Annotated in this window: 11 protein-coding genes, 2 tRNA genes and 2 pseudogenes; 11 read left to right on the forward strand and 4 right to left on the reverse strand. The window is 64.1% G+C overall.

The window, feature by feature from the left end; genetic code table 11:
• Positions 1-79 precede the first annotated feature (79 nt).
• Positions 80-1657: an acid phosphatase gene (locus ABIE53_RS14610; RefSeq protein WP_192698837.1), complete on the forward strand. Its 1578-nt coding sequence runs from the start codon at positions 80-82 to the stop codon at positions 1655-1657.
• Positions 1658-1849: 192 nt separating this feature from the next.
• Here the strand turns inward: ABIE53_RS14610 and ABIE53_RS14615 are convergent.
• Positions 1850-1926 (reverse strand) — tRNA-Arg (locus ABIE53_RS14615).
• A 70-nt stretch (positions 1927-1996) separates the two neighbouring features.
• A complete protein-coding gene (locus tag ABIE53_RS14620) occupies positions 1997-2827 on the reverse strand; it encodes an undecaprenyl-diphosphate phosphatase (protein ID WP_006052006.1) in 831 nt (276 codons plus the stop codon).
• A 588-nt stretch (positions 2828-3415) separates the two neighbouring features.
• Between ABIE53_RS14620 and ABIE53_RS14625 the strand changes: the two genes are divergently transcribed.
• The 5 genes and pseudogenes from ABIE53_RS14625 to ABIE53_RS14645 all read left to right on the forward strand — a co-directional run.
• Complete coding sequence (locus tag ABIE53_RS14625; protein WP_192698836.1) at positions 3416-4324, forward strand: aldose epimerase family protein; 909 nt, start codon at positions 3416-3418, stop codon at positions 4322-4324.
• Positions 4325-4499: 175 nt separating this feature from the next.
• A complete protein-coding gene (locus ABIE53_RS14630; protein ID WP_114156320.1) occupies positions 4500-5222 on the forward strand; it encodes a peptidoglycan DD-metalloendopeptidase family protein in 723 nt (240 codons plus the stop codon).
• Positions 5223-5330: 108 nt separating this feature from the next.
• Positions 5331-5657 carry a hypothetical protein gene (locus ABIE53_RS14635; protein WP_006052003.1) on the forward strand — a complete coding sequence of 109 codons (327 nt, stop codon included), beginning with the start codon at positions 5331-5333 and terminating at the stop codon, positions 5655-5657.
• Between the two features lie 978 nt (positions 5658-6635).
• Entirely contained in the window at positions 6636-6944 is a 309-nt protein-coding gene (locus ABIE53_RS14640) for a DUF2288 domain-containing protein (RefSeq protein ID WP_192698835.1), read from the forward strand.
• Positions 6941-8290, forward strand: a pseudogene (locus ABIE53_RS14645) (MATE family efflux transporter); the annotation flags it as partial. The gene ABIE53_RS14640 and the pseudogene ABIE53_RS14645, both read left to right, overlap by 4 nt.
• A gap of 505 nt (positions 8291-8795) precedes the next feature.
• Here ABIE53_RS14645 and ABIE53_RS14650 read toward each other — a convergent pair.
• Positions 8796-8963 (reverse strand): hypothetical protein, encoded by a 168-nt coding sequence (locus ABIE53_RS14650; RefSeq protein WP_006051999.1) that lies wholly within the window; start codon positions 8961-8963, stop codon positions 8796-8798.
• A 155-nt stretch (positions 8964-9118) separates the two neighbouring features.
• Between ABIE53_RS14650 and ABIE53_RS14655 the strand changes: the two genes are divergently transcribed.
• From ABIE53_RS14655 to ABIE53_RS14675, 5 genes are all read left to right on the forward strand, one after another.
• The gene (locus ABIE53_RS14655; protein ID WP_006051998.1) at positions 9119-9295 is read left to right on the forward strand and encodes a hypothetical protein; all 177 of its coding nucleotides are present in this window, start codon (positions 9119-9121) and stop codon (positions 9293-9295) included.
• A gap of 358 nt (positions 9296-9653) precedes the next feature.
• Positions 9654-9812 carry a DUF3309 family protein gene (locus tag ABIE53_RS14660; protein WP_006051997.1) on the forward strand — a complete coding sequence of 53 codons (159 nt, stop codon included), beginning with the start codon at positions 9654-9656 and terminating at the stop codon, positions 9810-9812.
• Positions 9813-9885: 73 nt separating this feature from the next.
• A tRNA-Pro gene (locus ABIE53_RS14665) sits at positions 9886-9962 on the forward strand.
• 291 nt (positions 9963-10253) lie between these two features.
• Complete coding sequence (locus ABIE53_RS14670) at positions 10254-10712, forward strand: SixA phosphatase family protein (RefSeq protein WP_006051996.1); 459 nt, start codon at positions 10254-10256, stop codon at positions 10710-10712.
• A 258-nt stretch (positions 10713-10970) separates the two neighbouring features.
• On the forward strand, positions 10971-11783 hold the full coding sequence (locus tag ABIE53_RS14675; protein ID WP_006051995.1) for a GNAT family N-acetyltransferase: 813 nt from the start codon (positions 10971-10973) through the stop codon (positions 11781-11783).
• Positions 11784-11884: 101 nt separating this feature from the next.
• Here ABIE53_RS14675 and ppx read toward each other — a convergent pair.
• Positions 11885-13512 (reverse strand): annotated as a pseudogene (gene ppx, locus ABIE53_RS14680) (exopolyphosphatase).
• Positions 13513-13559 lie beyond the last annotated feature (47 nt).

A 13559-nucleotide genomic window follows, 5' to 3' on the forward strand; every position in this document is an offset into this window, starting at 1 on the left:
TGCCACACTTTTGCGCGCGGTCATCGGGTTAAGGAATGCCCGAGGCCCGTCCCCAACGCGAGAGAGAGAATCCAGATAAATGAACAAGAAACTGATCTGCGCGACGCCGTTGGCGATCGCCGCAGCGTTAAGCCTGTATGCGTGCGGCGGCAACGAGGTCACGCAACCCGACATCGCTTCGATCAAGACGGTCGTGGTGATTTACGCGGAAAACCGCAGCTTCGACAATCTGTATGGCAACTTCCCGGGCGCGAACGGTTTGCAGAACGTCAGCGCGACCGCTGCCAAACAGTTGGACCGCGACGGCTCGACACTCGCGACGCTGCCGCAAGTCTGGAACGGTCTCACGCAAACGGGCGTGACGCCGGTCGTCACGCAAGCGATGACCGCCAACTTGCCGAACAGTCCGTTCGCGATCGACGACCCCAACGGTTTCAACACGCCGATCACGAAGACGACGCGCGATCTGTATCACCGCTTCTATGAAAACCAGATGCAGATTGACGGCGGCAAGAACGACAAGTTCGCCGCATGGGCCGATTCGGGCGGCCTGGTGATGGGCCACTACACGCTCGACGCCGACAAGCTACCGCTGTGGAAAATCGCCCAGCAATACACGCTGGCCGACAACTTCTTCATGGGCGCATTCGGCGGCTCGTTCCTGAATCACCAGTGGCTCGTGTGCGCGTGCACGCCGGTCTATCCGAACGCGGACAAGAGCCCGGCGGCCGGCTCGATTTCGGCAGTCGAAAGCGACGGCGTGACGCTCAAGCTCGCGTCGAACTCGCCGGCTTCGGCGCTCAACGGCCCGCCGAAGTTCGTGCTGTCGGGCAACCTCACGCCCGACTTCTTCGCGATCAACACGATGCAGCCGCCGTATCAGCCGAGCGGCAACAAGGCGGCCTCGGGCGGCGACGCGAATCTCGCCGACCCAGGCGCGGCCACGACGTTGCCGGCCCAGACGCAGCAGCACATCGGCGATCTGCTGAACAACGCGAAGGTGTCGTGGGCGTGGTACGGCGGCGCGTGGGGCGCGGCGTTGTCGGCGGCGCAGAACGGCACGTCGAATGTGATTTACGGCGCGAATCTGACCGCGCCGAACTTCCAGCCGCATCACCAGCCGTTCAACTACTTCGCCGATCTCGCGCCGGGCAGCGCAAACCGCGCGCAGCATCTGCTCGACGGCGGCCTCGGCGGCTCGGAGTTCATCAAGGCGATCGACAGCGGCACGCTGCCGCAAGTCACGTTCTACAAGCCGCAGGGCAACCTGAACGAGCACCCTGGCTACACCGACGTCGCGTCGGGCGACCAGCATATCGCCGATGTCATCTCGCATCTGCAAAAAAGCCCGCAGTGGAACAACATGCTGGTCGTCGTGACTTACGACGAAAACGGCGGCTTCTGGGATCACGTCGCGCCGCCGAAGGCCGACCGCTGGGGTCCGGGCACGCGCATTCCGGCGCTCATCATCTCGCCGTTCGCGAAGAAGGGTTTCGTCGATCACACGCAATACGACACGACGTCGATCCTGCGCTTCATCACGCATCGCTTCTCGCTGCCGACGCTGCCGGGCATCGCGGCCCGCGACGCCGCTCTCGTCGCCAACGGCAGCAAGCCGATGGGCGACCTGACCGCCGCGCTGAACATCAGGCAGTGAAAGTGAACGCGCGAAACATGCGGAACACGCGATAGCGAGCCACAACGGTAAGCAACAGCCGGCCTGCGCGGTGCGGCTTTCGACGGGCAGCTTCGGCTGCCCTTTTTTATTGGCGCAAGGGTTGACGAAAACGCGGGCGAAAAAAAATCCCATCGCCGGATAGTCGGTAGATGGGATTCTTCATGCAGACGATGGCGCGGCGGGCGAGGATCGAACTCACAACCTCAGGTTTAGAAGACCTGTGCTCTATCCAATTGAGCTACCGCCGCACACGACTGGGCCCGGATTATAACCGATCGCCCCGCGCCCGCCAGAACGCGGCGGGCATCCTTAACATTATCAGACCGGCTGCGGATGCAGTGCGAACCAGCCGAGGAACACGATGCCCGCGATCACGCAGTACACGCCGAACGAAGCAAGGCGTCCGCGGCCTTCGAAATAGCGCATCAGGAAACGCACGCTGAGATACGCGGCGATAGCGGTCAGCACGCCGCCGAGCAGTGCGTCCGCAAGCTGGCCCGGCGCATGGAAGAGCTTCGGCAGTTCGAGCAGCCCGGCCGCGAAAATGATCGGCGTGCCGAGCAGGAACGAGAACTCCGCGGCCTTCTCGGCGGTGAGACCCGCTGCGTTGCCGGCGATCATCGTGAGACCGCTGCGCGAGAAGCCCGGAATCAGCGCGCCGACCTGCGCGAGGCCGACGAAAAACGCCTGGCGGAAGGTCATCTTCTCCGGCGCCTGATGCGCGCGCGAGCGCTGCAGGCGGTCGCCCACCCACAACAGCACGCCGTTGACGATCAGCGCAATCGCGACAATGCGCAGATCGTGAAAGATGCGCTCGAGCCGCTTTTCCAGCAGCAGGCCGACGAGTCCCGCCGGAATCGTGCCGATGATCAGCGCCCACATCATGTGCGCGTCGTCGTTGCGGCGTCCGCCGAATGACGCGAAGAAGCCGCGCACCAGCGCGCACCAGCGCTCGCGGAAATACCACAGCAGCGCGAACGCCGTGCCCAGATGCAGCGCGACGAGAAACGGCAGCAACTGCGGCGCGTGCTTATCGATATGCATGCCGAACAATGCGGGAATGAGCAGCGTATGCCCGAGACTGCTCACGGGGAAGAGTTCGGTCACGCCTTGCAGCACGCTCAGGAAGATCAGAAACGACAGATTCACGCGGCAGTCCTTGTAAGGAAGATGTCGGGGACAGCGCGCCGCACAATGAATCAGCCGGCGCGTCAAAAAGCGCACCGATTATGCCTGGGTGGCAAGTCAGCGCCAAGCGCCTCGGCCACATTCGGGGAAATTTTGACGCGCTGCGTCACAACTCGATACAGTTGTCAGCGAAACGCAAACGAAAAGGGCCGCCGACCAGCAGCAGCCCTTTCAATCGTCTGACGGCGAGACGTGCGATCAGCGCGCCTGGAAGCGCGCGAAGCTTACGGATCGCAAGCCGCGCGTCGCGCAGCGAGCGGACGCCCGGATCAGCGCTCGAGCTTGTAGAAGAAGTAGACGGTACTTGCGGTGAACATGCCGAAGAGCGCGACACCCATTGCCATTGCGAGATCCATGACGCCTCCTGAGCGATCTCGCCCGGCGGTAGAAGTCACCGGGCAGTGAGACGGATTATCGGCAACAACCGCCAACTCGCGACACTCGCAATTTCCCGAGAAGGGTTTCCCCGTAGGCCAAAGCAGAGCAAAATCGTCGTCTCGGCCGGCGGGGCTTGCGCCGGCTCAACACTTACTGATCACGCCATCGACCATGCCTCTTTCTCCGCAGCAGGACATTCTCGAAATCGCCCAGGACGCCTCCGTGCTCCGTTTTGCGCCGCAAGCCGGCGGCCGTCTGCTTTCGTGGCTCATCGACGGCGAGGAGGTGATTCATTGGCCGGAACACGCCGACTGGAGCCAGCCGGCGCGCATCCGCGGCGGCAATCCGCTGCTGTTTCCGTTTCTCGGACGTCATCGCGTGGACGGCAAGATCGGTTATTGGCGCGATGCGCAGGGCACGGTGCGCGAGCTGCCCATGCACGGCTTCGCGCGCGACCTGCCGTTCGACGCCCACGCCGATGTGCACGGCGCCGGCCTGCGCCTCGTGCTGACCGATAGCGAAGCGACGCGCGGCGGCTATCCGTTCGGCTTTCGCTTCGAAGCCGCGTACACGCTGATCGACGCGCAAACGCTCGACGTCACGCTAACCACCACCAATACCGGCGATGCCCCGTTGCCCTACTACGCCGGCCATCACTTTTACTTCACGCTGCCGCACACGCAGCGCGGCGAGACGTCGCTGGAATTGCCGCCCACCGAGCGGCGTTTCCAGCAGGCCGACGGTTCGATCAGCGCCGCGGAGCCAGGCGAAGCGCGCTACACGCTCGACGAAGCGCGCATTCACGACCGCTTCCATTGCCTGACCGGCACGCCGCAGCAACCCGTGCGGCTGATCGCGCCGGGCCTCGGCCGCGTCATCACGATCGATCTCCAACGACCGAACTCCGTGCCCTGGTATGCGGTGACGACCTGGACGGAAGCGCCGGAGTCGGACTTCTATTGCGTCGAACCGTGGCTCGGCTTGCCCGATGCGATTCACAACGGCATGGGGCTGCGCTGGCTCGAGCCGGGCAAAACCGAAGCGGCTGCTTTGCGCATCCATGTAGGCAAACTGGGCTGAGCGCGGCGGAGTTTGTGGCCTGAGCGGGACGGAGCATGCGTCGTTAGAAGGTGGGCGACGTCATCCTTCCTGGCCGCTTTTCCGATGCTGCAACGCAAAACCGTTAGAATCGGACGCTTTGTATCCACCTGCCGCGTGATCGGGATCGGCGCGCGGCAGCGCTTTGCGAGGTCCAATGCCTGAAACAACAAGAATGATCAAACGACTCGCGTGCGTGTCGTTGGTGGCGCTCATCGCCGCGTGCGGGTCGGCGCCGGTGGGTCCGGGTTTTTATCGCGTCGAACGGGGCGACACGCTGTCGAAGATCGCGCGCAGTCACCGGCAATCGGTGCAAAGCATCACGCGCTGGAACAACCTGACGAACCCCGACAGCATCGAAGTCGGACAAGTGCTGCGTGTCGAGCCGCCCAACGGTGTGGCCTCGACGAGCGGCGCCGTGCGCAGCAACGGCAACGGCAATGGCAGCGCGAGTGCGTCCGCCGCGCCGCGTCCCGCGCCGGGCGACAATGCGCCGTCGTCCGCGCCGTCGTCGTCGATTTCGCTCATCTGGCCGACGAGCGGCAGCGTCATTCGCGGCTTCGACGGCTCGAGTTCGAAGGGCATCGACATTGCCGCGCCGGCGGGCACACCCGTCGTCGCGGCGGCGGCCGGCACCGTCGTCTATGCCGGCAACGGACTGCGCGGGTACGGCAATCTGCTGATTCTCAAGCACAACGCCGAGTATCTGACCGCCTACGCGCACAATCGCGCGCTGCTCGTGAAGGAAGGCGAAACGGTCGCGCAAGGTCAGAAAATCGCGGAGATCGGCGACACCGATACCAACCGCGTGATGCTGCATTTCGAGCTGCGTTATCAGGGCCGCTCGATTGACCCGTCGCGCGCGCTGCCGCCGCGCTAGGCGCGCCGCGGCGTCGGTCGCGCGGGGAACCCCGCGTGCTATAAACGCTCAATCCGGCAGACGTGGCCACCCGTCACGTCTGCCACGTCATCTGCAAGGAAATCCGTAATGAAGAGCGCATTGGCGTCCGTGGCGACGGCCGCGGCGATCGGTGTCGGCGTGCTGACACTGGGCAGCCTGGCCGGCTGTTCCACGACCACCACCATGACCTACTTGCCGAGCGGGGACACCGGCTTCGCGATCAACTGCAGCGGCAGCGACGCGAGCACGAGCTGGGCCGAATGCTATAAACGCGCGGGCGAAGTCTGCGGTAATTACGGCTACGACGTCGTTTCGAAAGATGTGGATAACGGCGCCACCTCGGGCGGCACCGTGGGCGGCATTTTCGGCGCGAACGTGAAGAACCGGTCGATGGTCGTCCGCTGCAAGCAATAAGCCGCGCTGGCCGCGCCGCCCGATTGCGGTGAATCCAGCCGACGGCGCAGCCAGCGCCCTGAACCCGGTTCGATGTGCGCGGCGAAGGCCAGCAAAGCCGCGAATGCAATCGGCCACAGCGCGACGAAAATGATTACCCCGTTCATAATCGACGAAAGGAAAGGTAAGTTTAATGATCCGCGCGACGTATGTCGTCGCGGTGACCGCGGTTAAAAAGCAGGCAAAAAAAAGCCCGGCGCGAGGCCGGGCTAACGGGGGTTCGGCGCATATCGGCAAAGGACCGGTTCACCATGCGCCAGAACGAAATTTAACAACCGGCTTTTACAAGCGCAATATATTAATTATCCGAACAGTGTGATGCGACGCACGGATTCCGCATTATGTGAACGCAAAACTCGGTGAATAAAAGGCGTGCACGGGGCTCTTATCTGTTGATCAACGGGCTCTTTAATTCATAAGCTAATTTGCCTAATGCGCCCGAGACCCGCACGGAGCAATGCTCGTGCCGGGCCCCGCGTATTGGGCTGAGGAAAGTTTTACAGCGATGTTGAGCGGACACGCCGGACGTGATCTCGTCGGGCAGTGCCGCGAAAAGCGCTTAGTGCGCCACCGCACCGTTTCTATTAACTAGCTTGATTGACCGCGCCTGTGCCGACCGAATATCCTCCACAGAAGTTCGCAATTGGCGAAATATCCCAACTTTAAATAGACAGACAGAACCGGCTGGTTAAAATCGTCTGCTCATAATTAATAATCAGATGTTAATCGTTTGAACGTCGCTGCACAAGTCGGCCGAAAGTCATAATCCGTCCGCGCGGCAATGGTTTTTATGAGCCGCTCGCGCCGTTGAACCGCGCGACATGAAGGTTCAGAATCGAATCACTGCCCAACGGCCCGGCGCCGCGGAACGCTGCGCGCCGCGCAGGCTGCCCGCGCCGATGGTTTATAGTATCGACCCCCGCCAGAACCCCGCTTACGATGACTTCCAACGACGCGACCCACAGCCCTCTGTACACCAAACTGCTCGCCGAAACCGCGAAAATCGGCTGGCCGGAGCTGGAACGCTTTTTTGCGCGCGGCATGCTGCTGCGCGTCGCGAGCGACCTCGATCTGGTGAGCGTGGCCGAAGCCATCGCCAGCGACGACACCACGCAGGTCACGCAATGGCTGTCGTCCGGACTGGTCGAGCGTGTGCAAGCGGAAACCGCCGCCGACTTCGCCTCGCGCAATCCTGACCTGTGGGCCGTGGTCGTGTCGCCGTGGGTGTGCGTGCAGGAACGCCATTGAGCGAAGCCGCGCAGCCGGTGCCCGCGCCCGCGTCCGCGCCGCCGGTGCGCTGGCACCGCCGCGTGCTCGAGCTTGCGTTTCCGATCGTCCTCGCGAATCTGACGCAGCCGATTCTCGGCGCCGTCGATACCGCCGTCGCCGGACACCTGGACGGCGCGTCGTATCTGGGCGGCGTCGCGCTCGGCGGACTGTTTTTCAACTTCGTGTTCTGGGGTTTCGGCTTTCTGCGCATGGGCACGACGGGCCTCGTCGCGCAGTCGCACGGCGCCCGCGACGATGCGGGGCTACGCGATAACGTCGTGCGCGCGCTGTTGCTCGCGGTTCTGATCGGCGCGGCGGTGCTCGCGCTGCAAGCGCCGCTCATCGATTACGCGCTGCGCGCCATCGGCGGCAGCGAGGCCGTGCAGCGCAACGCGCGGCTTTACTGCCATGCGCGCATCTGGGCCGCGCCGCTCGCGCTCGGCAACTACGTGGTGCTTGGCTGGCTGCTCGGGACGCAGCGCGTGCGGCTCGCGTTGCTGTCGCAGGTATTCATCAACGGTGTGAACATTGTCGCCGTCTTCGTGTACGTGCATGCGTTCGATTGGGGTGTCGCCGGAATCGGCGCGGCCACCGCCACCGCGGACGCGCTCGGCTTCGTGCTCGGCGCGGCGCTGCTGTGGCATGGCAGGCCGCGCGGCCTGCCTGCACTGAACCGCCACGCGCTTTTTGACACTGCGGCGCTGCGGCGGCTCGTCGTGCTCAATCGCGACATCTTCGTGCGCACGCTGTGTTTGCTGCTGTCGTTCGGATGGTTTGCGCATCTCGGCGCGCGGCAAGGCGACGCGACGCTCGCCGCCAATGCGCTGCTGCTGAATTTTCAGACCTTCATGGCTTATGCGCTCGATGGTTTCGCGCACGCGGCCGAGGCGCTCGTCGGTGCGGCGATCGGCGCGCGCGACCGGCATGCGTTCGTGCAGGCGGTCAAGGTGACGGCGCTGTGGTCGGCGCTCGGCGCGTGCGGCTTCGCGCTGGTGTATGCGGGCGCGGGTTCGTGGATCGTCGAAGGTCTCACCGATCAGGCCAGCGTGCGCGCCACGGCCGAGCTGTATCTGCCGTGGGCGGCGCTTTCGCCGGTGGTGTCGGTGGCGGGTTATGTGCTCGACGGCGTGTTTATCGGCGCGACGCGGACGCGCGAACTGATGACGTCGATGATCGTGTCGTTCGCGGTTTTCGTCGGCGCGTCGTGGCCGCTGCTCGCGCTGTGCGGCAACCACGGACTGTGGGCCGCGATGCTCGTCTTCATGGCCGCGCGCGGTGTGACGCTCGGGCGGTATTTGCCGGGGCTGGTGCGTGGGGTCGGGGGGGGCGGGGGTGTAGGGGCGTTTTCTCTGGCGATTGGGCGTTGCGTTCCGCCGTCGCCCGCGGTTGGGTTTGGAAGCGCTGGTCGAGTTCGAGATTCGTGTGCTGGTACTGTGGTCGTACGGCGCTCTCGTATGGCGCGGTTGCGTTGCCGCGGTGGCGTCGTCGTCACCTCATCCTCCTCGTGGTTGCTGCGCGGTTGCGTGGTCGTCTCGCGGTTGCGTCGTCGTTGCGTCGCCCACCAAATGCGGATCGACTCTGTGCCGCAGTTGCCTCGCGGTTTGGTCGTCGTTGCGTCGCCGCTCGCCCGTAACTCGCCTGGCCTCGCCGCGTCGCTTCCCCGTTACGCCTTGAAACAAGCGCACACATATCCCGCGGGGACGCGGCTCTAGAATGCCTGCAGCCCTCGCATTCCGCGCAAACAGTGTGCGTGGGTCAGAAGCGCCGGTGTGCCCGCATCGACGCTTCGCTTTATCGCAGACGCAAACTCAACGAACACTCAACTCAGGCTCAACGCGCGACGGGCGCGGGCACCATCGCGGGCGGGTGGGTGTCGGTGGGCACGCCGTGATAATCGGCGGGGTCCTGCGGCGGGCCGGCGTGATGGGCGGACGGTCCATCCGCACAGCCGGCGACACCGGCGGCGAGCAGCAATGCAATCATCGAAACGCGGAACATAGACGCTAATCTCTCTAACGAAAAGGTGTGCACGACGGGAGCGCGGAGGTCTACCCGCAACGCGCATTCCATGACGCCGCACGCGCAGCCGCCTCTGCCATTTCGCGATGCTTGACCTACTATAAAGTCACAGCCGAACGTGAAAGGAGACTGCCATGGACGCTGAATCGATCGCCGGTCTGGTCGGACTCGGAGTAGGCCTCGCGGTGCTGCTGGCACTGTCCATCTTCGAATCGAGAACCTATCGACGCGAACATGGCGAAGGCATGCTGCATCACTGGATAAGTCATCAGCATCCGCATATGCCGCATTGGATGCGTCGCCGGCATTGAAACCGCGGCTGGCGCCGGTCGTTTGCAGATGAGCCCGCGCTCGCGGGACGGTGTCGTTTTGTTCGCGTGATTTTGTTTCTTGAAGGCGTTCGCTGGAGCTGGCGCCCGATCCGCTGCTGATCGTCGAGTGATCTCGTCCGCGTGGCCATGCGCGCCAAGCGGCGCTCTTGCTCGTCGCTCTACCGTCGCCCCTCGTCGCCCCTCGCCCCCTCCTCGACAACTCCCTGGGCACGCGCGTTGCTGATTCGCAGGCTGCAAGGAGCGCGTGCGTTGCGCGTCGCCTGTCGCGGCAAGCAATGTGCGCCGGATCAACCAGACTGCGGCCCAGCACCCTTTCGGGCCGAGAGGGAGAACTCAAATGACGATCGGAACCATCCTGCTCATCGTGCTTATCCTGCTGCTGATCGGTGCGCTGCCGACCTGGCCGTATAGCAGCGGTTGGGGCTACCGCCCGACCGGCGTGCTCGGCGTCGTGCTGATCATCGTCATCGTGTTGCTGGTGCTCGGGCGCATATGACGCGGCTAACTTTGCTCCGACGCAATTCGCGATTGACTCTGGCACCTAAAGCCACGTAGAATCTCGGATTCGTCGGAGCGTAGCGCAGCCTGGTAGCGCATCTGATTTGGGATCAGAGGGTCGAAGGTTCGAATCCTTTCGCTCCGACCACGAAATTGGCATCAAGCAATAAGCGCATCACAGAACCCGCGTAGCCTTCGGCTTCGCGGGTTTTTGCTTTTGGGCGTCCGCCGCCGGCGGCATTCAGGACCGCGATCTGCTAGTAAGACATTCGAACGCTCGACGCGAGCAACGAGACGAGACGAGGTGACAAGGCAAGCCGCCTTACCCGCCTTGCAACCCGCCGCACCCGCATGCGACAGTGGACACGGACAGAGCACACCGCCAAACTCGCCCCTCCGCGCCCCCTCGCCGCACTCAGACTCGAGAAAAGGAGCCCGCATGAATCTGATTCTCTGGCGTCACGCCGAAGCCGAAGACTACGCCTCCACGGATCTCGCCCGCGCGCTGACCACGCGTGGCCGCAAGCAGGCGCAAAACGTCGCGAAGTGGCTGCGCACGCGCCTGCCCGACGACGCCGTGATCCTCGCGAGCCCCGCCGTGCGCACCATCCAGACCGCGGAGACGCTGAGCGACCAGTACCGCGTCGTGCGCGAACTCGCGCCGAATGCCAGTGCGCTCGATGTGCTGACCGCCGCCGGCTGGCCGAAAGGCATCGCCGAAACGGTGGTGATCGTCGGTCATCAGCCGACGCTCGGCCACGTCGCCGCGAGACTGCTCGCGAGCAGCGACGCAAGCTGGCCCATCAAGAAAGCCGGCCTATGGTGGATCGCGAGCCGCGAGCGCCACGGCGACGACCAAGCTGTGCTGCACGCGGCCATCACGCCCGAGCTGGTCTGAACCAGTTCACAGGCCGCGCGCAAACCGCGGCCGCAAACCGCAAGCCGCAAGCCGCAAAGACCGCAGCGGCAGCACCGCAGCACATAAAATAAGCGCGCATGCGCCTCAAGGAGCGCCTCACAAACCGCCTCCCCGCACGATTCCTCCACTGCCCCTTACAGGCAGTCATCCAATCGTCACAGCTTTGCCATGCGAGCGTCACCACGCGTTACTACATTGGCGAAAAAAGACTCATCCTTTTTTCGACCAGGACGCCCAATGCGAGAACTGCCGACGCCTACCCTGCCCCTCGCTTCGATCTTCGAGTCCCGCCGCCTGCCCCGCGCTGAAGAGACGGTCACCGCGCAGCATCGGCTGCGAGTCACGTGGGCTCGCACCGACGAAGAACTCCGCGAGGCGCAGCGTCTGCGTTACCGTGTGTTCGCCGATGAAATGGGCGCACGCCTCTCCGGTCCCGCCGGTCTCGACGTGGATTCGTTCGATCCGTATTGCGATCACCTGCTGGTGCGCGATCTGGACACGCTGAAGGTGGTCGGCACGTATCGCGCATTGCCGCCGCACCAGGCGGCGCGCATCGGGCGTCTGTATGCGGAAAGCGAGTTCGACGTCTCGCGTCTCACGCACCTGCGCGCGAAGATGGTCGAAGTAGGCCGCTCGTGCGTGCATCCCGACTATCGCAGCGGCTCGGTCATCATGTCGCTGTGGGCGGGCCTCGCGGCTTACATGCAGCACAACGGCTACGAGACGATGCTCGGCTGCGCGAGCGTCGCGATGGTCGACGGCGGCCACTACGCCGCGAACCTGTATTGCTCGCTGCGCGACAGCGCGCTGACCGCGCCCGAATATCGCGCGTTTCCCCACACGCCGTTGCCCGTCGACGAACTGCAAACCGGCGCAAACGTCGCGCCGCCGCCGCTCGTCAAAGGCTATCTGCGTCTCGGCGCGAAAATTTGCGGTGCGCCGGCATGGGACCCCGACTTCAACACGGCCGATTTCCTGACGCTGTTCCGTCTGTCCGACATCAATGCGCGTTACGCGCGGCACTTCCTCGGCGATGCCATGCCGCGCTGAGCGCACAACCTCCGCATGGACAGAAAAGCCCGGTAAAAACCGGGCTTTTCTTCATCTGCTAGCTGCTTTGCCAAAGGCTGGCAAAACGAAAAGCAGATGCGTCACTCGTCCGTATAAACCACTCGATACGGAATCCCAACCTTTTCCCACTCCGCGGCTTCCTGGATCAGGCTGTAGTCGGTCAACGGATTATTGGCGACCCACTCATTGGGCAAACGCACTTCATAACCGCCGTTAGCCTGCGCGACCGAGATGCCGGGCAGACCGACATCCGCACGCCGGCGGCACAGCAGCGCCGCGAGCCGCAAGCAGAACAGCAGCGGCCACTCGACCTCGCGCGTTTGCGACAGCTTGCCGAGCTTGCCCGCGTGACCGAGTACGAGCGCCGCGAGCCGCGCCTGGTCGGTGCGCGAAAAGCCGGGCATGTCCGCGTTGCTCGCGATGTACGCCGAATGCTTGTGATACGCGCTGTGCGAGATCGACAAGCCGATCTCATGCAGCGCCGCCGCCCAGCCGAGGAACATGCGATTTTCGACGCGACGTTCTTCGTCCGGTTCGTCGAACTGATCGTAGAAGCGCACGGCAAGCTCGCCGATGCGCCCCGCCTGCGCGCGATCCACGCCATAGCGGCGCATGAAGCCTTCGACGGTGACCGTGCGCATGTCTTCGTGCTGCGAACGGCCGAGCAGGTCGTAGAGCACGCCAAGACGCAATGCGCCGTCCGTCGTATCGACGTAATCGACGCCCAGTTCGTCGAACACCGCGATCATGATCGACAGACCGCCGGCCAGCACCGGAATGCGGTCGCCCTTCAGCGCGACGAGCTTCAGCCGGTTGACGTTCTCCGCCTTGATCAGCGCGCGCTTCAGGCGCTCCAGGCCGCCGCGCGAAATGCCGTGCATGACACCTGCATCGTTGAAGCCGTTTGCCTCGACCAGTTCGGCGAGCGCGCGCGCCGTGCCCGACGAACCAATGGCCTGCTCCCAACCGGTCTTCTTGTATTCTCGGACGAAATGATCTGGATTTCGCGGCCCGCGGCGAGTTCGGCCTGACGCATCGTGTATTCGTCGACGTTGCCTGCCGGGAAAAACGTGCGGCTATGGCTCACGCAGCCGATATACAGGCTCTCCATCTTGATCGGCGTGTAATGCGAACCGATGATGAACTCCGTCGACCCGCCGCCGATATCCACCACGAGCCGCTTGCCCGCACTCGCCGGCACGGAGTGCGCAGCGCCGGCGTAAATGAGCCGCGCTTCCTCGCGGCCCGCGATCACTTCGATCGGGAAGCCGAGCGCCGCTTGCGCCTCGCCGAGGAATTCGCCGGCATTCTTCGCGATGCGCAGCGTGTTGGTTGCGACGGCGCGCACGTGATCGGGATGAAAGTCGCGCAGCCGCTCGCCGAAGCGTTTCAGCGCGTCCCAGCCGCGCACCTGCGACGCGCGGTCGAGCATTTTGTCGCGCGACAATCCGGCGGCGAGCCGCACCGGCTCGCGCAACGCATCGACCTGATAGATCTGGCTGCCGGCGTCGGTTTCCTCGACGCGGCCGACGATCAGCCGGAAGCTATTCGAACCGAGATCGACGGCGGCAAGGAGTTGTGGGGTATTGACCATCGGGTATGCGGACTCCATGCGCGCGAGCGCGGCAGCGGTGGATGTGAGCAAGGCGGAACCTCCGCCCGAGGCTCCGGGCGCCTTGCGACCGGCCGCGCTGTTCAAAGACGCCATTCTAAGCGTACCGGAGCTCACGATGTCCACCTCGCGAAAATGGGGTT

Origin of the sequence: Paraburkholderia sp. OAS925, from assembly GCF_040543975.1 — a bacterium.
Lineage (GTDB): Bacteria > Pseudomonadota > Gammaproteobacteria > Burkholderiales > Burkholderiaceae > Paraburkholderia > Paraburkholderia graminis.